This window comes from Citrobacter sp. Cu231, from assembly GCF_030332265.1.
In the GTDB taxonomy this organism is placed as follows: domain Bacteria; phylum Pseudomonadota; class Gammaproteobacteria; order Enterobacterales; family Enterobacteriaceae; genus Citrobacter; species Citrobacter meridianamericanus.
Genome location: NZ_JAOWIE010000032.1, coordinates 690,885 through 710,366 on the forward strand (window position 1 = coordinate 690,885; position 19,482 = coordinate 710,366).

The 19,482-nt window shown below is 52.6% G+C and carries 17 protein-coding genes and 1 pseudogene; 13 read left to right on the forward strand and 5 right to left on the reverse strand.

Annotated elements, in window-relative coordinates; translation table 11 throughout:
• From OGY15_RS09750 to OGY15_RS09790, 9 genes and pseudogenes are all read left to right on the forward strand, one after another.
• A pseudogene (locus OGY15_RS09750) lies at nucleotides 1–270 on the forward strand (LysR substrate-binding domain-containing protein); the annotation flags it as partial.
• Nucleotides 271–541: 271 nt separating this feature from the next.
• A complete protein-coding gene (gene hinT, locus OGY15_RS09755) occupies nucleotides 542–901 on the forward strand; it encodes a purine nucleoside phosphoramidase (protein ID WP_016156204.1) in 360 nt (119 codons plus the stop codon).
• Between the two features lie 2 nt (nucleotides 902–903).
• On the forward strand, nucleotides 904–1,278 hold the full coding sequence (locus OGY15_RS09760; RefSeq protein WP_151220019.1) for a YcfL family putative periplasmic lipoprotein: 375 nt from the start codon (nucleotides 904–906) through the stop codon (nucleotides 1,276–1,278).
• A 22-nt stretch (nucleotides 1,279–1,300) separates the two neighbouring features.
• On the forward strand, nucleotides 1,301–1,933 hold the full coding sequence (gene lpoB, locus OGY15_RS09765) for a penicillin-binding protein activator LpoB (RefSeq protein ID WP_151220024.1): 633 nt from the start codon (nucleotides 1,301–1,303) through the stop codon (nucleotides 1,931–1,933).
• A complete protein-coding gene (gene thiK / locus OGY15_RS09770; protein WP_151220018.1) occupies nucleotides 1,914–2,738 on the forward strand; it encodes a thiamine kinase in 825 nt (274 codons plus the stop codon). The genes lpoB and thiK overlap by 20 nt, the downstream gene beginning before the upstream one ends.
• Before the next feature lie 10 nt (nucleotides 2,739–2,748).
• Complete coding sequence (gene nagZ, locus OGY15_RS09775) at nucleotides 2,749–3,774, forward strand: beta-N-acetylhexosaminidase (RefSeq protein ID WP_286538990.1); 1,026 nt, start codon at nucleotides 2,749–2,751, stop codon at nucleotides 3,772–3,774.
• Between the two features lie 21 nt (nucleotides 3,775–3,795).
• On the forward strand, nucleotides 3,796–4,338 hold the full coding sequence (gene ycfP, locus OGY15_RS09780; protein WP_187252632.1) for an alpha/beta hydrolase YcfP: 543 nt from the start codon (nucleotides 3,796–3,798) through the stop codon (nucleotides 4,336–4,338).
• Nucleotides 4,339–4,574: 236 nt separating this feature from the next.
• A complete protein-coding gene (ndh, locus tag OGY15_RS09785; protein ID WP_151220016.1) occupies nucleotides 4,575–5,879 on the forward strand; it encodes an NADH-quinone dehydrogenase in 1,305 nt (434 codons plus the stop codon).
• Nucleotides 5,880–6,047: 168 nt separating this feature from the next.
• Nucleotides 6,048–6,587 carry a glycine zipper 2TM domain-containing protein gene (locus tag OGY15_RS09790; RefSeq protein ID WP_003030814.1) on the forward strand — a complete coding sequence of 180 codons (540 nt, stop codon included), beginning with the start codon at nucleotides 6,048–6,050 and terminating at the stop codon, nucleotides 6,585–6,587.
• 57 nt (nucleotides 6,588–6,644) lie between these two features.
• On the opposite strand, the gene OGY15_RS09795 is transcribed toward OGY15_RS09790, so the two are convergent.
• Both OGY15_RS09795 and comR read right to left on the reverse strand, forming a co-directional pair.
• Nucleotides 6,645–8,825 (reverse strand): TonB-dependent siderophore receptor, encoded by a 2,181-nt coding sequence (locus OGY15_RS09795; RefSeq protein ID WP_286538991.1) that lies wholly within the window; start codon nucleotides 8,823–8,825, stop codon nucleotides 6,645–6,647.
• A 254-nt stretch (nucleotides 8,826–9,079) separates the two neighbouring features.
• Entirely contained in the window at nucleotides 9,080–9,715 is a 636-nt protein-coding gene (gene comR, locus OGY15_RS09800; RefSeq protein ID WP_286538992.1) for a TetR family copper-responsive transcriptional repressor ComR, read from the reverse strand.
• 242 nt (nucleotides 9,716–9,957) lie between these two features.
• On the opposite strand from comR, the gene bhsA reads away from it, so the two are divergent.
• A complete protein-coding gene (gene bhsA, locus OGY15_RS09805) occupies nucleotides 9,958–10,215 on the forward strand; it encodes a multiple stress resistance protein BhsA (protein WP_286538993.1) in 258 nt (85 codons plus the stop codon).
• Nucleotides 10,216–10,299: 84 nt separating this feature from the next.
• Here the strand turns inward: bhsA and ldtC are convergent, their stop codons facing one another.
• The 3 genes from ldtC to OGY15_RS09820 form a co-directional block, all read right to left on the reverse strand.
• Complete coding sequence (gene ldtC, locus OGY15_RS09810) at nucleotides 10,300–11,265, reverse strand: L,D-transpeptidase LdtC (RefSeq protein ID WP_151220014.1); 966 nt, start codon at nucleotides 11,263–11,265, stop codon at nucleotides 10,300–10,302.
• 148 nt (nucleotides 11,266–11,413) lie between these two features.
• A complete protein-coding gene (mfd, locus tag OGY15_RS09815; RefSeq protein ID WP_151220013.1) occupies nucleotides 11,414–14,860 on the reverse strand; it encodes a transcription-repair coupling factor in 3,447 nt (1,148 codons plus the stop codon).
• 116 nt (nucleotides 14,861–14,976) lie between these two features.
• Complete coding sequence (locus tag OGY15_RS09820) at nucleotides 14,977–16,041, reverse strand: acyltransferase family protein (protein WP_278237864.1); 1,065 nt, start codon at nucleotides 16,039–16,041, stop codon at nucleotides 14,977–14,979.
• Between the two features lie 261 nt (nucleotides 16,042–16,302).
• On the opposite strand from OGY15_RS09820, the gene lolC reads away from it, so the two are divergent.
• Genes lolC through lolE form a run of 3 tightly spaced genes read left to right on the forward strand, consistent with a single transcriptional unit; the run spans nucleotide 16,303 to nucleotide 19,440 of the window.
• Nucleotides 16,303–17,502, forward strand: a complete 1,200-nt coding sequence (gene lolC / locus OGY15_RS09825; protein WP_003030806.1) for a lipoprotein-releasing ABC transporter permease subunit LolC — start codon at nucleotides 16,303–16,305, stop codon at nucleotides 17,500–17,502.
• Nucleotides 17,495–18,196, forward strand: coding sequence for a lipoprotein-releasing ABC transporter ATP-binding protein LolD (gene lolD / locus OGY15_RS09830; protein WP_151220011.1), 702 nt, complete (start codon nucleotides 17,495–17,497; stop codon nucleotides 18,194–18,196). Before lolC ends, lolD begins: the two co-directional genes overlap by 8 nt.
• The gene (lolE, locus tag OGY15_RS09835; RefSeq protein ID WP_151220010.1) at nucleotides 18,196–19,440 is read left to right on the forward strand and encodes a lipoprotein-releasing ABC transporter permease subunit LolE; all 1,245 of its coding nucleotides are present in this window, start codon (nucleotides 18,196–18,198) and stop codon (nucleotides 19,438–19,440) included. Before lolD ends, lolE begins: the two co-directional genes overlap by 1 nt.
• Nucleotides 19,441–19,482 lie beyond the last annotated feature (42 nt).

A 19,482-nucleotide genomic window follows, 5' to 3' on the forward strand; every position in this document is an offset into this window, starting at 1 on the left:
TTTCTACAAAGCATCCAACTTAGCGCTGAACCGGTCTCTGTAACAAATGACATGACTACGCTATTGGCATTGGTTGCCGGGGGGATCGGAGTCGCCTTTTTACCCACAAGTGTCCGGCATTTTTTGCCTGCCGAAGCGAGACTATTGATGCTCACTGAAAAACAAATTCGCTGGAACATTGGTGTGGCATGGAACCCCAAAATTAAAAACCATCGGCGGGACGATTTCTTGCGCCTGGCGGTGGCCGGAGAGGCCGATATCGTCATGTAGCCGTTATACGCCCTGACGAGAAGGTAACGGCCACGCATTGATGCCTGACGTGTAAACCGCTTTGAGTATAAATGAAATAGGATTTCAGTACTATGCTTAAGCAATAGCGACGGGAAATGGTTATAAGAACAGCAGTGACAGGGCTTTTTGCTTAAAAAATCGAGGGTTAAAGTTGAAAGAGCGTGAGTAACTCGCTCATACTCTATACTCGCAGAGTTACCCGGCGTAGCATGGCATAACGCTTGGGCTGTTAATGAAAAAGGAAAACGTCGTGGCAGAAGAAACTATATTCAGCAAAATTATCCGTCGTGAAATTCCGTCGGATATCGTGTACCAGGATGAACTGGTCACCGCGTTTCGTGATATTTCCCCTCAGGCACCTACGCACATTCTCATCATTCCTAACGTATTGATCCCAACCGTCAATGATGTGACGGCGGAACACGAGCAGGCGTTGGGTCGCATGATTACCGTTGCGGCAAAAATAGCCGAGCAGGAAGGCATTGCTGCGGATGGGTACCGTTTAATCATGAATACCAATCGTCATGGTGGTCAGGAGGTGTATCACATTCATATGCACCTGCTGGGTGGCCGGGCGCTTGGTCCAATGCTTGCGCATAAAGGTCTGTAAGCATGACCAGAGGATGCATTGCACTTTCACTGAGCTTGCTGCTACTGGCTGGCTGTCGAACACATCCTGAAATTCCGGTTAGTGATGAACAGTCACTGGTGATGGAATCAACGATTCTTGCGGCGGGCATTACAGCGGAACAGCCGACGTTAACCACGTCTGATATTCAGGCCTCAGCATCCTCTCGACTTTATAACGAAAGACAAGAGCCCGTTACCGTTCATTACCGGTTTTACTGGTATGACACCAGAGGACTGGAAATGCATCCTCTGGAAGCGCCGCGTAGCGTGACTATCCCGGCTCATTCGTCGGTGACGCTGTACGGCAGCGCCAATTATCTGGGGGCGCACAAGGTTAGACTTTATCTTTATTTGTAAGGGGTGAATCTTGAAGATAAAAATGAATCGCTACGCACTGATTGCCGCGCTGGCGATGTTTCTCTCTGGTTGTGTGGCGCAACGTGAACCCGCACCGGTAGAGGAAGTGAAGCCGGTGCCGGAACAACCCACGCAGCCGCAACAGCCGGTACCGGTTGTACCAACGGTTCCCACCATTCCACAGCAGCCGGGGCCGATTGAGCACGAGGACCAGACGGCGCAGCCGACGCCACGTCAGCGTCATTATGACTGGAACGGGGCTATGCAGCCGATGGTCGGCAAAATGCTGCAGGCTGACGGCGTCAAAGCGGGGGGCGTTCTGCTGGTTGATAGCGTCAATAACCGCACCAACGGCTCGTTGAATGGAGGGGAAGCCACCGAGACTTTGCGCAGCGCGCTGGCGAATAACGGCAAGTTTACTCTGGTTTCCGCCCAGCAGTTGGCCGTCGCCAAACAGCAGCTAGGTTTGTCGCCGAACGACAGTCTGGGTACGCGCAGCAAAGCGATTGGTATCGCCCGTAACGTTGGCGCACAATATGTGCTCTATTCCAGCGCATCAGGCAACGTCAATTCGCCTGCGCTGCAAATGCAATTAATGCTGGTACAAACTGGCGAAATTATCTGGTCAGGTAAAGGTGCCGTTCAGCAACAATAACCGACTGAAGCGCGACGAAGTGTTGTCGCGCTATTTCCCGCAGTATCATCCCGTCGCAGGTAGCCAGAGCGGCCTGAGCGGCGGGAGCTGCATCATCGAACATCATACCCACCGCTTAGTATTGCGTTGTCATCACGATCCTGACGCGCCTGAATCGCATTTCTTACGCCACTATCATGCGTTAAAGCACCTGCCAGAAAGCCTTGCGCCGCGCCCTCGCTTTTATACGCGCGGGTGGATGGCCGTGGATTTTTTTCACGGTCAGGTAGAATCCAGATTACCGGACGCCGACGAACTCGCTGCCTTATTGTATCATCTGCACCAGCAGCCCCGATTCGGCTGGCGAATCAGCCTGCTGCCGCTACTCGAACGATACTGGCAGTGTGGGGATCCGGCGCGTCGTACGCCATGTTGGTTACGCGCGCTTAAGCTGCTAAGGAAAAGCGGTGAGCCTCGACCTTTGCGCCTGGGGCCGCTGCATATGGATGTCCACGGCAACAACATCGTACGTACAGACTCAGGGCTGCGGTTGATTGACTGGGAATATGCCGGCGACGGTGATCTCGCGCTGGAGCTGGCGGCGGTTTGGGTCAGCGACGAGTCCCAGCATCAACGGCTGGTTAGCGCCTACGCCCAACGAGCGCATATTGAGCCAGACGTGCTCTGGCGACAGGTCAGGCGATGGCAACCCTGGATAATGATGCTGAAGGCGGGGTGGTTTGAGTATCGCTGGCAACAAACCGGCGATCGACAATTTATCAGGCTGGCCGATGAAACCTGGCGGCAGCTAACAATGAAAGGATAAGGAGAGCAGTGTGGGCCCAGTAATGTTGGATGTCGAAGGGTATGAGCTGGACGCTGAAGAACGTGAGATTCTGGCGCATCCGCTGGTAGGTGGGTTGATCCTCTTTACCCGAAATTATCATGACCCGGAACAGTTGCGGGAATTAGTGCGCCAGATCCGCGCGGCATCGCGTAATCATCTGGTGGTGGCGGTAGATCAGGAAGGCGGCAGGGTGCAGCGTTTTCGCGAGGGTTTTACGCGTCTGCCTGCGGCCCAATCGTTTGCAGCGCTGCACGGTCTGGAAGAAGGTGGCAAACTGGCTGAAGACGCCGGATGGTTAATGGCCAGCGAAATGATCGCAATGGACATTGATATCAGCTTTGCACCGGTGTTGGATGTGGGGCATATCAGCGCAGCAATCGGCGAGCGCTCTTACCATGCCGATCCGCTAAAAGCGCTGGCTATAGCAACCCGCTTTATTGACGGTATGCATGGCGCTGGCATGAAAACGACTGGTAAACATTTCCCCGGACATGGGGCAGTGACGGCGGATTCACACAAAGAAACCCCAACCGATCCACGCTCGGAAGCCGAAATTCGGGCGAAAGATATGTCCGTGTTCAGGACGTTGATTACCGAAAACAAACTCGACGCCATTATGCCTGCACACGTCATCTACAGCGATGTAGACTCGCGCCCGGCGAGTGGCTCGCCACACTGGTTGAAAACGGTGCTGCGTCAGGAGCTGGGTTTCGACGGCGTTATTTTCTCTGATGATCTGTCGATGGAAGGTGCGGCGATTATGGGAAGCTATGCGGAACGCGGCCAGGCATCGCTGGATGCAGGTTGCGATATGATCCTGGTCTGCAATAATCGTAAAGGAGCGGCCAGTGTGTTAGATAATCTGTCGCCGATCAATGCAGAACGTGTTACACGTTTGTATCATAAAGGTTCATTTTCACGTCAGGAACTGATGGACTCGACACGCTGGAAGACGGTAAGCGCCCAGCTCAACCAGCTTCATGAGCGCTGGCAGGAAGAGAAAGCAGGTCATTAACGCACGTTTGGCGAGGATGCGATGATTATCTATTTACACGGTTTTGACTCTAACAGTCCAGGCAACCACGAAAAGGTGCTGCAGCTGCAGTTCATCGACCCGGACGTCAGGCTGATTAGCTACAGCACGCGGCATCCTAAACATGATATGCAGCATCTGCTTAAAGAAGTGGACAAAATGCTGCAGCTTAATGTCGACGACCGACCGCTGATTTGTGGCGTGGGGCTCGGAGGGTTTTGGGCTGAAAGAATTGGTTTTCTGTGTGATATTCGCCAGGTTGTGTTTAATCCCAATCTGTTCCCGTATGAGAACATGGAGGGAAAAATCGACCGGCCTGAAGAATATGCCGATATCGCGACAAAATGCGTGACCAATTTCCGCGAAAAAAATCGCGATCGCTGTCTGGTTATCTTGTCCCGTCATGATGAAGCACTTAATAGTCAGCGTTCGTCAGAAGAACTGCACCACTTTTATGAGATTGTCTGGGACGAAGAGCAGACGCATAAGTTTAAGAATATCTCCCCGCACTTACAGCGTATCAAAGCGTTCAAAACGTTGGGTTAACCTTCAATGAGCGTGTAAAAAACCAGCCTCCGGGCTGGTTTTTTTGTTCTTAAAGTTCGGGTTGTCTATCTTTTCAGCATCAAAACTTGATACACATCAATTTTGGTATGACCAATGCACCGTTCGTGTTATTCTCACTCTCGAAGAACATTTTCATTATCGTAACTTGTTGTTAATTAAAGGCTATGACAATAACTTTTAATTAACAATTGGTTAATAAATTTGAGGGGGTCACGTTGACTACACCATTGAAAAGGATCGTGATTGTCGGCGGCGGTGCTGGCGGACTGGAAATGGCGACGCAGCTGGGTAAAAAGCTGGGCCGCAAGAAAAAGGCCAAAATTACGCTGGTGGACAGAAACCACAGCCATTTATGGAAACCGTTACTGCATGAAGTCGCGACAGGTTCGCTGGATGAAGGTGTGGATGCGCTGAGCTATCTGGCGCATGCCCGCAACCACGGGTTCCAGTTCCAGTTGGGCTCGGTGGTGGATATCGATCGTGAAGCGAAAACCATTACTCTCGCCGAGCTGCGCGATGAGAAGGGCGATCTGCTGGTTCCTGAGCGTAAAGTACCGTATGACACGCTGGTGATGGCGTTGGGTAGTACCTCTAACGATTTCAACACGCCGGGCGTCAAAGAAAATTGCATTTTCCTGGATAACCCGCATCAGGCGCGTCGTTTCCACCAGGAAATGCTGAATCTGTTCCTCAAGTATTCCGCGAATCTGGGCGCTAACGGCAAAGTGAATATTGCTATCGTCGGCGGCGGTGCGACGGGGGTTGAACTCTCCGCCGAGCTGCATAATGCGGTAAAACAACTGCACAGCTATGGTTACAAAGGGCTGACCAACGAAGCACTGAACGTGACGCTGGTAGAAGCTGGTGAACGTATTCTGCCTGCGTTGCCGCCGCGTATTTCCAGCGCTGCGCACAATGAGTTGACCAAACTGGGCGTACGCGTCCTGACCCAGACGATGGTAACCAGTGCAGATGAAGGCGGACTGCATACTAAAGATGGCGAATACATTAAAGCCGATCTGATGGTGTGGGCGGCGGGGATCAAAGCGCCAGACTTTATGAAAGACATTGGCGGACTTGAAACGAACCGTATCAATCAGCTGGTGGTTGAGCCAACTCTGCAGAGCACGCGCGATCCCGACGTCTACGCGATTGGCGACTGTGCTTCCTGCGCTCGCCCGGAAGGGGGCTTTGTACCGCCGCGCGCTCAGGCTGCGCACCAGATGGCAAGCTGCGCAATGAACAACATTCTGGCGCAGATGAACGGTAAGCCGCTGAAAGCGTATCAGTATAAAGATCACGGCTCTCTGGTTTCGCTCTCTAACTTCTCTACCGTGGGCAGTTTGATGGGCAACCTGACCCGTGGGTCGATGATGGTGGAAGGGCGTATTGCGCGCTTTGTGTACATCTCACTGTACCGTATGCATCAGATTGCTCTACACGGTTACTTCAAAACCGGTCTGATGATGCTGGTCGGCAGTATTAACCGGGTGATTCGCCCGCGTCTGAAACTGCATTAATCTTGACCTATGGCGTCGGTTGATTTTACTCATCCGGCGCCTTCCTTCAGAGTTCTCCGAATCATTCTGCATTCGCTTCTCCTTGCGCTATTTTCATCCGTAATCTGATTGGCATTCCTTACCTTCTGTTGCAAAGTTGTTACTAATAGCAAAAAAGGAGGAAGTCCCGTGAATAAATCAATGTTGGCGGGTATAGGGATTGGCGTAGCTGCTGCGCTGGGTGTTGCAGCGGTGGCCAGTCTTAACGTTTTCGAGCGTGGCCCACAATACGCACAAGTTGTCTCTGCAACGCCAATTAAAGAGTCGGTAAAAACACCACGCCAGGAGTGCCGGAACGTGACGGTCACGCACCGTAAGCCGGTACAAGATGAAAACCGTATCGCGGGTTCCGTGCTCGGTGCCGTGGCGGGGGGCGTTATTGGTCACCAGTTTGGCGGCGGACGTGGTAAAGATATTGCCACCGTGGCCGGTGCCTTAGGCGGCGGTTATGCTGGTAACCAGATCCAGGGTTCGATGCAGGAAAATGATACTTACACCACGACGCAGCAGCGTTGTAAAACGGTGTATGACAAATCAGAAAAAATGCTGGGCTACGATGTGACGTACAAAATTGGCGATCAGCAAGGGAAAATCCGTATGGATAAGGATCCTGGCGCGCAAATTCCGTTGGATAACAACGGACAGCTGGTACTGAATAACAAAGCGTAAAATAGCATTATCCTGAACATTAGCCCCCCATTCGCTCAGGCTGGGGGGCTTTTTTTATCAGAAGGTTAAAGCGTAGTTCAGCCCAAAGGTGCGGCCCCGACCCTTGTATTCATACAGTGACGAGCTGCCGTAGGTCGGGCTATATAACAGTGGCGCACGTTGTCCCCACAGCGTGGTGTACTCTTCATTCAGCAGGTTTTCCACGCTAAAGGTCAATTTACCCAACGGGAGCTGATAGCTGCCGATAAAGTCCATGGTGTTATAGCCATCCAGCTTGTTGCCGCTGGCGTCGGTCAGATCAAATGTTTGCTGGCTCTGTACGCGCAATGACCACGGTTCAGGCGCCCAGCCGACCCAGGCGGTTGCTTTCGACGGTGAGGCCAGAGTGACATCCCATTTCCGCCATTTCCCGTTTTGCTTCACTTCTGATTTTATGATGTTGAAGTTGCCGCCCAGGCTCCAGTTCGTATCCGCAATGAAATAATCCACTGCACCTTCAAGGCCATAAATACGCCGATCGTCGGGCTGAACGTTGATGGTCATATCGCTACGGTTGATAACGATTGATTTATCCGAAGTCGAGTAGTAAGCGGCCAACTGCGTGCGCAGGCTATCGCCGGTGTAGCGCCATCCCAGTTCGTACGAGTTGACTTTAATCCCTTCCAGGCGTGAATCCGCCACATTGACGCTGCGCTGGAGCCGGTAATGATCGCCCACCAGGGAATAAGTACCGTTGCCATAATATTTACCCGGGTCTGGCAGCTCGACACCCTGAGAGAAGTTAAACCACGTCTGCTGGCGGTCGGTCAGGTGGGCGAGGATACCGGCGTTAAACAGGAAATTATCGTAATCGGTTTTACCGCCAGGAATGGTGTCGGCGGAGTTCGCCAGTCCGGTCGCAATTCCCTGCTGTTGGGCATAGCCGACGAAATCATCAACTCTGTTTTCTGTCCATTGATAGCGCAACCCTCCGCTGAGGGTAAAGATGTCGTTAATGTCATAGCTGTTTTGCAGGAAAGGTGCGAAGTTGGTGATGCTGTAACCCGGGTAACGCCCGGTGGTATACGCGGTTCGGTTGTCCATACCGCCGGAGGGCAGGGACCAGGCCAGATCGAAGAATTTCTGATTGGAATCGAAGGTTTCGTGATCGGCATCGACACCCCACGTCAGTTCCCAATTGTCCATCAACTGGCTGTTGAGGGTAATTTTGGCGCCAAACTGATCGGTGTCTTGCTGTGATGCGGAGAAACTGGTGACCTTGCCTTTGCTTAGCGTTGGGAACGGATAAAATTTCAACGATTCGTCGCGGTAATAGATTTGGCTGATCAGGTTCTGGCCGAAGAAATCCGCATCAGAATATTGCAGGCTGATCAGATGACGCTCGGTGCCGGGTATACGATCGGAGTTCAGCCCGCTGCTGGTATAAGCTTTACCGTTTCCCGTCACGACGGACATGTTCTCACCAAGATCCAGCCCGTAATCGTCATCCCCCTGGCTTTTATAATACTGCGTAACCAGTTGCAACTGTCGGTTGTCGTCAAGTTCAATCGTCCCGGTACCCATTACGTCCAGACGATCGGAGTGCTGCAGGCCAGTTTGGGTGTTATCCAGCATTAAGGCATCGTGGTTACCGTCATACCAGCCGCCAAACCGTTGATACGCAACGGACATGCGCCCGGCAGCGCGATCGGTTCCTCCGCTCACTGCCACAGCAACGCGTTCATCATGATCGTTGCTGTTATTGAAACCGCTTTTACCCCCCAGTTCGAGTTCGACTTCACGCTCCGGCTGGCCTTTTTTAGTAACGATGTTGATTAATCCGCCGGTACTGCCGCCGCCATAAAGTGAAGTGGCGCCTGAGATGACTTCTATGTGAGCAATGTTAAACGGGTCAATGGAGTCAAGCTGGCGACTGTCGGTGCGCGAGGAGTTCAGACGGACGCCGTCAACCAGCACGACGATGGCGCGACCGCGCATATTCATGCCGTAGTTGGTGCGTCCCTGGCTGCTGACATCGATTCCCGGGATTAACTGAGCCAGAACATCCTTAAACTCTTTCCCACCCTGAACCTGTTGTTCAATCTCGCTTCCTTCGATAACCCAGGTCGTTTGCGCCATTTCTGCCACGGTGCGTTGGCTCCGGTTGGCGCTGACGATGAGATTATCTTCTTCAGCCGCAATAGCCGGGAGAGTTAAAGATAACAGGATAGGATTGAGCACCCAGAGACGCTTATGCATTTGTGTTCCTTTTAAAAAATTCGGTCTGTTTTTGTTATGGCGGTAGAGAAACCGATGGTTACATCGTGTAACGGGTGTTAAAACAAATGCGAATATTGCTGATAATGATTGCTTTTATCAATACATTTTACAAAAAATAATCGGATAAGATAATGAAAACAGTGAAGAATGTGTGGGTAATGTGCGCGAATTTAAGCGGGAGCCTTATCAGCTCCCGATGGTGTCAGTACAGCGGGGGAAACAGCGGAAATACGTTAAGCTTTGATGAGTTCGGGCCACAGTCGCAGGGTTGTACGAGCGATCTGCATCAGCTTTTCAAACGTTGCACCTTCGCGGGCGCTGATCGACATACCCTGTAAAATACAGTTCAGATATTCGGCCAGTTTTTGCACGTCGCAATGGGCCGGAATTTCGCCTTGCTGCTGGCGCTGGTGCAGGAACTGGGTTAGCGTCTGTTCCTGCATTGCATGGCGAGACTTCACCGTACGCGCAATATCACGGGAAGAGGCTGCCAGTGTCGCAGAGGTGTTAATCATGAAACATCCCGCCGGGGTGTCCTTGCTGGTAAAGCAGGTTGCTATTGCGGTGAAATAGTCTTCCAGCGCGGACTCAAGGCTTTTTTCTTCACAAAACAGCTGGGCCTCGTGTTTCGCTGCGAAGCGCGTGATGTAGCGGTCCAGCACGGCACGAAACAACCCTTCTTTGTTGGTGAACTCTGCATACAGCGTGGGCGCTTTTGCGCCTGTTGCTTCTACGAGATCGGCGAGCGATGTTGCTTCATATCCGTGTTGCCAGAAGAGTGTCATGGCCTTATCAAGCGCGGCTTCCCTGTCGAACACTTTTGGTCGGCCACGGCTTTTTTTAGCACAACCTGTCGTTTCAGTTGTCATGGTGCCGCTGTACCTTTGTTGAGTTTATTGAATAACCATTATAAAAATATTCGACTGCACACTCCAGCGGATTAATGATAAAAAAATTTATGGCTATTAGTATGAAAAATAGAGATTTTATATTTTATATAACGATCATTATAAAAACTTGTTGACGTGTGACCTGGATCACATCTATGATTTAACTATCGATCGTTAAGTTAATCTTTTCGACACACATTCATCTGCTAAAGGTCACTATCATGAAAAACGTAAAAAATCTGTTCGTTGCTGCTGTTCTTAGCTCATTGTCATTTGCAAGCTTTGCCGCTGTTGAAGTTCAGGCCACACCTGCGGGTCAACAGAAAGTCGGTACTATTTCTGCGAATGCGGGCACTAACTTAGGTTCTCTGGAAGATCAGCTGGCGCAAAAAGCGGATGAGATGGGGGCGAAGTCTTTCCGTATTACTTCCGTTACCGGTCCTAACACTCTTCACGGGACTGCGGTTATCTACAAATAAGTTTTAACCCTTCGCAATGCCACTGCGAGTTAAATAAAAAACCCCGCGGAATAAAATCCGGCGGGGTTTGTTTATATGTGGAGTTTACAGCGGTTGTTCAGCGACGTCTTGATGACGGGTTACATCAACCGGCATGCCTGAGCGAATTTCCATCGCATGCTCCATGACTGTGCTATCCGTCTGCGCTGCATTTTTAAACGTCTGCATTGATTTGTTCAATACGATCGGCAGCAACTGCGGGTCGTCATTGATTTTTTCTGACAGCGGCTGATGAACTTCAACCAGTCTCACGCCGTTAGGTTCAACAGATGCTTTGATCGGCGTATTGATAATATTGACCTTGGTTCCGGGCGTTACCTGACGGAACAGGGTTTCGATATCTCCATCGCGCAGACGAATACAACCAGAACTGACACGCATTCCTATGCCAAAATCAGCATTGGTTCCGTGCAGCAGGTACACGCCGCCGTAAGCCGCTAAGCGAATGGCATGATGACCCATCGGGTTATCCGGCCCGGCAGGTACTACGGCAGGAAGGTCGATCCCGTTCGCTTTATATCGTGCGCGGATATTTGCCGTGGGTGTCCAGGTGGGGTTGGCGCGTTTATCAGAAATAGTCGTCACCATTGTCGGAGTTAGCGTGTCACCGCCTAACTGGCCAATACCAATAGGATAGACGGTCACCGAATTTGTACCCGGCTGGTAATAATACAGACGCAGTTCGGCGAGGTTGATGACAATGCCTTCGCGCGGCGCGTCTGGCAGCAGGGTTTGCAATGGGATAGTCAAAACGCTGCCCGGACGGGGGACATACGGATCAACGCCGGGGTTGGCCTGCAATAGCGCTAAAAAGCCGACATTATATTTTTTAGCAATCGCTTCCAGAGAGCCACCATTGTCTTCAACAACGTGAACAGCATTCTGACCTACCACGCGGCTTCCCGGTGGCGGTAGCGGCCAGGTATTGGCCTGAACCGGAAGTGCTAACGTGAAGGTCGCTGCCAGCGTAAAAAACGCTAACCAGCGTGAGAGTCGTTTATTGTTTAACATCACCATAAATCCATTGTTTTTACGTGGTTTTTATTATGTAAAAGTAAACAGGAATTATGGCGGCTTACTGTGTCGGGAAGTGCAGGGAAGTGCAAAGAGTTTGTAAATTCATCAGGCCGGGTGAGTGGTCTGCTCACCCGGCCTGATGCTAGGCTACGGCGTTCTCTTCAAGCTGGCGCATAAACTGGCGGACCCAGTCGATTCGCGTTTTACGCTCACCCAACTCCTGCATGAATTTCAGGCGGGTTGGACCATCCAGACGGAAATGCTGCGGCTGCTTTTGCAGTAAACCAATCAGCCAGACCGGGTTGACGTGATTTTTCTCGGCAAATTCAATCGTACCGCCTTTTTCATTGCTTTCGAGCTTTCTAATCCCCAGTTTCTGCGCCTGTTGACGTAAACGGGCGATATCCAGCAACGTACGAGCCGGATCGGGAAGCAGACCAAAACGGTCTATCAGCTCGACTTTAATTTCTTCCAGCTCGGTTTCACCTTTCGCACTGGCAATGCGCTTGTAGAACGACAGTCGCGTGTTGACATCCGGGATATAGTCATCCGGAAGGAGTGACGGCATACGCAGTTCAACTTCGGTTTGTTGGCTGGTGAGATCTTCCAGCGAAGGTTCTCGCCCTTCTTTGAGTGCATCGACGGCGTTCTCCAGCAGCTCCATATACAGCGAGAAGCCGATGCTTTCCATAGAACCGCTTTGATCTTCGCCCAGCAGTTCCCCGGCGCCGCGAATTTCGAGGTCGTGGGTCGCCAGCGCAAAGCCTGCACCCAAATCTTCCAGCGAGGCGATGGCTTCCAGGCGCTTTTGCGCATCGGTGGTCATCGCTTTTGGATGCGGCGTCAGTAGCCAGGCGTAGGCCTGATGGTGTGAGCGTCCCACACGACCGCGCAGCTGATGTAATTGCGCCAAACCGAAGTGGTCAGCACGTTCAATGATGATGGTGTTCGCGGTGGGAATGTCGATCCCGGTTTCGATAATGGTGGTACACACCAGGACGTTAAAACGCTGATGATGGAAATCGTTCATCACGCGTTCCAACTCGCGCTCGCGCATTTGCCCGTGGCCGATGCCAATACGTGCTTCCGGTACCAGTTCCGCTAATCTGTCGGCGGTTTTCTGGATATTTTCGACGTCGTTAAACAGGTAATAAACTTGTCCCCCACGCAGAACTTCACGCAGGATCGCCTCACGTACCACCAGGCTGTCGTATTCGCGTACGAAGGTTTTGACCGCCAGACGCCGGGCGGGCGGCGTGGCGATGATCGACAGATCGCGCATGCCGCTCATTGCCATATTGAGCGTGCGTGGAATTGGCGTTGCCGTCAGAGTCAGAATATCGACGTCCGCGCGCATGGCTTTGATGCGTTCTTTGTGGCGCACGCCGAAACGGTGCTCTTCATCGACGATCAGCAGCCCCAAATCTTTTAGCTTCACATCCGCTTGCAGCAGTTTGTGAGTGCCAATGAGAATATCGATTTTACCTTCGGCAACCTGCTCCAGGATCTGCGCTTGCTCTTTGGCACTACGGAAACGGGACAGCATTTCAATGCGTACCGGCCAGTTGGCAAAACGATCGCGGAAGTTGTCGAAGTGCTGCTGGGCGAGCAGGGTGGTCGGCACCAGCACGGCAACCTGTTTGTGGTTCTCTACGGCGAGGAAGGCGGCGCGCATCGCGACTTCGGTTTTACCGAAGCCGACGTCGCCACACACCAGGCGGTCCATGGCCAGCGGCTGACACATATCGCTGAGTACCGCGTTGATCGCCTGTGCCTGGTCGGGCGTGGTTTCAAACGGGAAGCTGTCGCAAAACAGCTGGTACTGCTCACGGTCATACTTAAAGGCAAAACCTTCTTTCGCCGCGCGCTGAGCGTAAATATCCAGCAGCTCTGCCGCAACATCGCGGACCTTCTCGGCGGCTTTCTGGCGAGCGCGTGACCAGGCATCGCCGCCAAGTTTATGCAGCGGCGCATTCTCTTCCGCGCCACCGGCGTAGCGGCTGATCAGATGCAGCGATGACACCGGCACATACAGTTTGGCGTCGTTGGCGTAGGTGAGCATCAGGTATTCACCAGTGATGCCGCCAGCTTCCAGCGTGGTCATCCCGGCATAGCGACCAACGCCGTGCTCCAGATGCACCACTGGCTGACCGGGATGCAGCTCCGCGAGGTTACGAATTAACGTATCCGGGTTGATAGTGCGACGAGAATCCTGACGGCGGCGCGCCACGCGTTCGCCCAGCAGATCGCTTTCACAAATCAGCGCCAGATTACGTTTGCTATCGATGAAGCCATGCTCGGCGGCGCCAATCATCAGATAACGACCGTTGTCTGCGGCTTCATCGAGACGCAATATCCGCTTCGGCGCGACCTTGATGCGGGCGAGCAGTTCGCCAAGCGCTTCCCGGCGTCCTTCACTTTCCACCGAGAAAATTACCGGACCGGTAAAACCCTCAAGGAATTTACGTAACGCATCTAGCGGCGATTTTTGCTGCGCCTGCACGGCGATATCCGGCAGCTTCTGGAACCCAAGGTTGGTATTCGCAGCTTTGTTCGCCAGACTCTCGGTTTTTAGCTGAACGCGCGGCCAGCGTTTCAGTTCAGTAAACAGCTCATCCACCCGCAGCCACAGCGATTCCGGTGGCAGAAGCGGGCGCATTGGATCTACGCCTCGATTCTCAAAACGTGACAGGGTATCGGCCTGGAAGCGTTCTGCGCTGGTCTCGATATCGCCGGTATTGACCAATAACGTATTGGCGGGAAAGTAACTGAACAGCGACGGCAGCGACTCGCTGAAAAACAGCGGCTGCCAGTATTCAATACCCGCAGGCAACGTGCCTTTGCTGACCTGCTGATAAATATGTTCGGCGTCGCGTTTCACCTCAAAGGTGTCACGCCACTGGCTACGGAACAACTCGATGGCCGTTTTGTCGGTCGGAAATTCGTGCGCGGGCAGCAAATTAATGGCGTCGACTTCTTCCAGCGTGCGCTGGGTGTCAGTATCAAACAGGCGCAGGCTGTCGATTTCATCATCAAAGAAATCGAGGCGATAAGGTAACTCGCTGCCCATCGGAAACAGATCCAACAATGCGCCACGTGTGGCATATTCACCGTGTTCCATGACCTGATCAACATGACGATAGCCTGCGCTGTCTAACTGTTCGCGCAGGGCGTCGCGCGATAGACGCTGACCTTTTTTCATCACCAGCGCATGGCCGTGCAGATAGCTGTGCGGACAGACACGTTGCATCAGTGTATTGACCGGAACGATCAATACGCCGCGCTGCATGGCAGGCAGTTGATATAGCGTGGACAGGCGTGAAGAGATAATCTCCTGATGGGGAGAAAAGCTGTCGTAGGGCAGCGTTTCCCAGTCGGCCAGGTTCATCACCATCTGGTCGGTAAACTGACGAATTTCGTCATGCAAACGTAACGCATTTTGCATATCCGGTGCAATCAGCACCACTGGCCCCGCGTGATGTTCAGCGATTTCTGCGACCAGCGTTGCGCAGGCGGCGCCGGTGAGTTCACCCAACTGGCGCTGATCGCCTGCTTTCGCTGGGAGCGTGTAACGATGTTGTTCAGGCATTCGGTTGTCAGGATCTCGTATATATACATCTGATAAGCAATGTCCTTTATTATCCGTGATCGTTTCTCATAAGCAAATTGATTCGCCCCCAAAGGGGGGCAAAAAACGCGTTGAGGTTAGCGCGAGGCGGCCGATAAAGAAGGTGGGGAAAAGAGCAGATCGGCCACGGTTTTTTGCGAAATTTTACGCACCAGCAGGCCAAGCAGGGTGCACAGCAGAAGGCAAGCGAACGGATACATCAGAAGCAGGGCCAGCTCCGCATATGCAGGCCAGATAGCATGATTAATTTTGGGTATTAACGTTAAGCTGAACAGCTCAACCAGAATACGGTGAGTGGTGTAAATGGCGATGGTATTGGCACCAATCACGCTTAATGGACTGGACGTGCGCATACCAAAGCGGAGCTCAAATTGATAAAACAGCTTCATGATCAGCACAATGGAAAGAAGAGAAAGCAATAGTGAGACATTTGCCAGCCACGCGACGGCGGCGACGATTGTGCTAACTAGAAAAAACACAGCATGGCGGCGCAAGGGAACCTCTTTGATCCATTCCATCAGCGTTGCGCCAAACCATGCGCCGAGGCTGTAGTATGGCAGATTACGCATCACGCTGTTCATTCCCCACCACGGCGTCGGGACAAAATTGATCGCCACGCTTAGCGCCACAAATAGCGCTAATAGCGGCATCGCCCAGCGGCTGAAAATCTTACACAGAACAAAATAAACAATCAGCGCGTACAGATACCACAAGCTGGTGCTGGCGGTGAGCATCCCGTGGGCAAAGCCACCGAGTGAACCGGCATAGGCGGCATTGGCGGTATGGCTCAGATCGCGCTGCGGGGCCAGCCAGTTATTGAGCGCGACTAACGCCAGCCATTGCGCCACTCCCCAGAGCACCAACACCCAGGCGATGTTCCAGATCCGTTTATCCAGGCAGGTTGTCCACGGGACGCTATCGATATAGCGACGGATCAGATACCCCGATATAAAGAAAAACACCGGCATGCGAAACGGCGCCAGGTACAAGTTCAGATAAACCCAGCATTTGCTCAGCATCTCTGAAAGCGGATGTTGAAAGGAGGTGAGGTGCGGGTAAAACGTGATCACCGAGTGATATATTACCACCAGACAAATACATAACCCTTTGATCTGATTAATCCATAGTTCTTTTTTAATCATCGAGACGGCGTATCCATATTGATTGCTATAGCCTGCCATCCTGCGCAACTCGCGGTGGGCTGTAATGCGTAACTGTCTGCATTTTGTTTTTTTAAGATAAAGATCAGGGGGCTGGACTTAAGGAAAGAGGGACAACTTTAGCGGATTGATTTATTTATACTTTTAGGACAAGTGCTGACGAACACTTACGGTTCAGTCATTTACCCATTCCGCTTTCGCTTATATACTCGTGACTTTGCTAACAGCAACCAGACGGATTTCATGTACCAACCTGTCGCTCTATTCATCGGCCTGCGTTATATGCGTGGGCGTGCAGCAGATCGCTTCGGTCGCTTCGTTTCCTGGCTCTCCACCATTGGCATTACTCTCGGGGTAATGGCGTTGGTCACGGTGTTGTCGGTGATGAACGGTTTCGAGCGCGAGTTGCAAAATAATATCCTTGGTCTGATGCCTCAGGCCGTTCTCTCGTCTGAACAGGGTTCCCTGAACCCACAGCAACTGCCGGAAAAAGCGGTGGTGTTGAACGGCGTCAACCGCGTCGCACCGATAACTACAGGGGATGTGGTGCTGCAAAGTGCGCGTAGCGTGGCGGTCGGCGTGATGCTGGGTATCGATCCAGCGCAAAAAGATCCACTCACGCCGTATCTGGTCAATGTGAAGCAAACAGATCTGCAGCCGGGTAAGTATAATGTCATCCTTGGTGAGCAGCTTGCCGGACAGTTGGGCGTCAATCGCGGCGATCAAATTCGCGTGATGGTGCCCTCAGCCAGCCAGTTTACCCCGATGGGACGTCTGCCGAGTCAGCGTCTGTTTACGGTGATTGGCACCTTTGCTGCCAACAGTGAAGTTGACGGCTACCAGATGCTGACCAACATTCAGGATGCGTCCCGCCTGATGCGCTACCCGGTAGGTAATATCACCGGCTGGCGTTTGTGGCTGAATGAACCGCTAAAAGTTGACACGCTGAGCCAGCAAACGCTGCCACAAGGTACCAAATGGCAGGACTGGCGCGAGCGCAAAGGGGAATTGTTCCAGGCCGTGCGCATGGAGAAAAACATGATGGGGCTGCTGCTTAGCCTGATCGTGGCGGTGGCAGCTTTTAATATTATTACCTCGTTGGGTCTGATGGTAATGGAGAAGCAAGGGGAAGTGGCGATTCTACAAACGCAGGGGCTAACGCCGCGGCAAATCATGATGGTGTTTATGGTGCAGGGGGCCAGTGCCGGGATTATCGGCGCGCTGCTGGGCGCGGTGCTGGGCGCATTGCTCGCCAGCCAACTGAACAACCTGATGCCAATTATCGGCGTGCTGCTGGATGGCGCTGCGTTGCCGGTGGCCATCGAGCCGCTGCAGGTTATCGTCATTGCGCTGGTGGCGATGGCCATCGCGCTGCTGTCTACGCTTTACCCTTCCTGGCGCGCTGCCGCCACTCAACCCGCTGAGGCTTTACGTTATGAATAAGATCCTGTTGCAATGCGACAAACTGTGCAAACGCTATCAGGAAGGCACTGTGCAAACCGATGTCCTGCACGATGTCAGTTTTAGCGTCGGCGAAGGCGAGATGATGGCAATTGTCGGCAGCTCCGGCTCCGGGAAGAGTACATTGCTGCATCTGCTGGGCGGGCTGGATACGCCGACTTCCGGCGACGTGATTTTTAGCGGCCAGCCGATGAGCAAGCTCTCGTCGGCGGCGAAAGCGGAACTGCGCAATCAGAAGTTGGGCTTTATTTATCAGTTTCACCATCTGTTGCCGGATTTCACCGCGCTGGAGAACGTGGCAATGCCGCTGCTGATAGGCAAGAAAAAACCGGCTGAAATTACCGAGCGCGCACGGGATATGCTAAAAGCTGTGGGGCTGGATCATCGCGCCAGTCATCGCCCGTCTGAACTATCTGGCGGAGAACGCCAGCGCGTGGCCATCGCGCGTGCGTTGGTAAATAACCCGCGCCTGGTACTGGCTGACGAGCCAACGGGTAACCTTGATGCGCGAAACGCGGACAGTATTTTCGAGCTTCTGGGCGAGCTGAATCGCTCTCAGGGCACGGCATTTCTGGTGGTGACGCACGATCTACAGTTAGCGAAGCGAATGAGCCGCCAGCTTGAAATGCGCGATGGTCGCCTGACGGCTGAACTGAGCCTGATGGGGGCTGAGTAATGGCGTCGCCTTTATCATTATTGATTGGTCTGCGCTTTAGCCGCGGTCGGCGGCGCGGCGGTATGGTGTCGCTGATTTCCGTGATTTCTACCGTCGGTATTGCGTTGGGCGTGGCGGTGTTGATCGTCGGTCTAAGCGCGATGAACGGATTTGAGCGTGAGTTGAACAACCGTATTCTGGCCGTGGTTCCGCATGGTGAGATTGAAGCCGTAAATCAGCCGTGGAACAACTGGCAGGAAGCGCTCGATAAAGTTCAGAAAGTGCCCGGCATTGTCGCTGCGGCGCCTTATATCAACTTTACCGGGCTGGTGGAGAGTGGGGCGAACCTACGCGCAGTGCAGGTGAAGGGTGTTGATCCGCAGCAGGAACAGCGCTTGAGCGCGTTGCCCTCCTTCGTGCAGAACCACGCCTGGAATAATTTCAAAGCCGGTGAGCAGCAGATAATCATTGGCAAGGGTATTGCCGATGCGCTGAAGGTGAAGCAGGGCGACTGGGTGTCAATTATGATCCCCAACGCCAGTGCGGATCATAAGTTACAGCAGCCTAAACGCGTGCGTTTACACGTCACTGGGATCCTGCAACTGAGCGGCCAACTCGATCACAGCTTTGCCATGATCCCAATGCAAGACGCGCAGCAATACCTGGATATGGGATCCAGCGTTTCCGGGATTGCGCTGAAAGTTAACGACGTGTTTAACGCCAATAAGCTGGTGCGAGACGCGGGCGAAGTGACCAATAACTATGTTTATATTAAGAGCTGGATCGGTACTTACGGCTATATGTATCGCGATATCCAGATGATTCGCGCCATTATGTATCTGGCGATGGTGTTGGTGATTGGTGTGGCCTGCTTTAATATCGTTTCCACGTTAGTGATGGCGGTAAAAGACAAAAGCGGCGATATTGCGGTATTAAGAACCCTCGGGGCAAAAGATGGGTTGATACGAGCCATTTTTGTCTGGTACGGCCTGCTGGCGGGTCTTTTCGGTAGCTTGATCGGCGTGGTTATTGGGGTAGTTGTCTCACTGCAACTGACGCCGATCATAAACGGTATCGAGGCGCTTATCGGTCATCAGTTCTTGTCCGGCGATATCTATTTCATTGACTTCCTGCCATCTGAATTACATTGGCTGGATGTGATTTACGTGCTGGTGACAGCATTAGTGCTGAGTCTTTTGGCGAGTTGGTATCCGGCGCGTCGCGCCAGCAATATTGATCCTGCGAGAGTACTTAGCGGCCAATAACAATATATACATTAAAGCATTTATGCTGCATCAAGGAGCGGT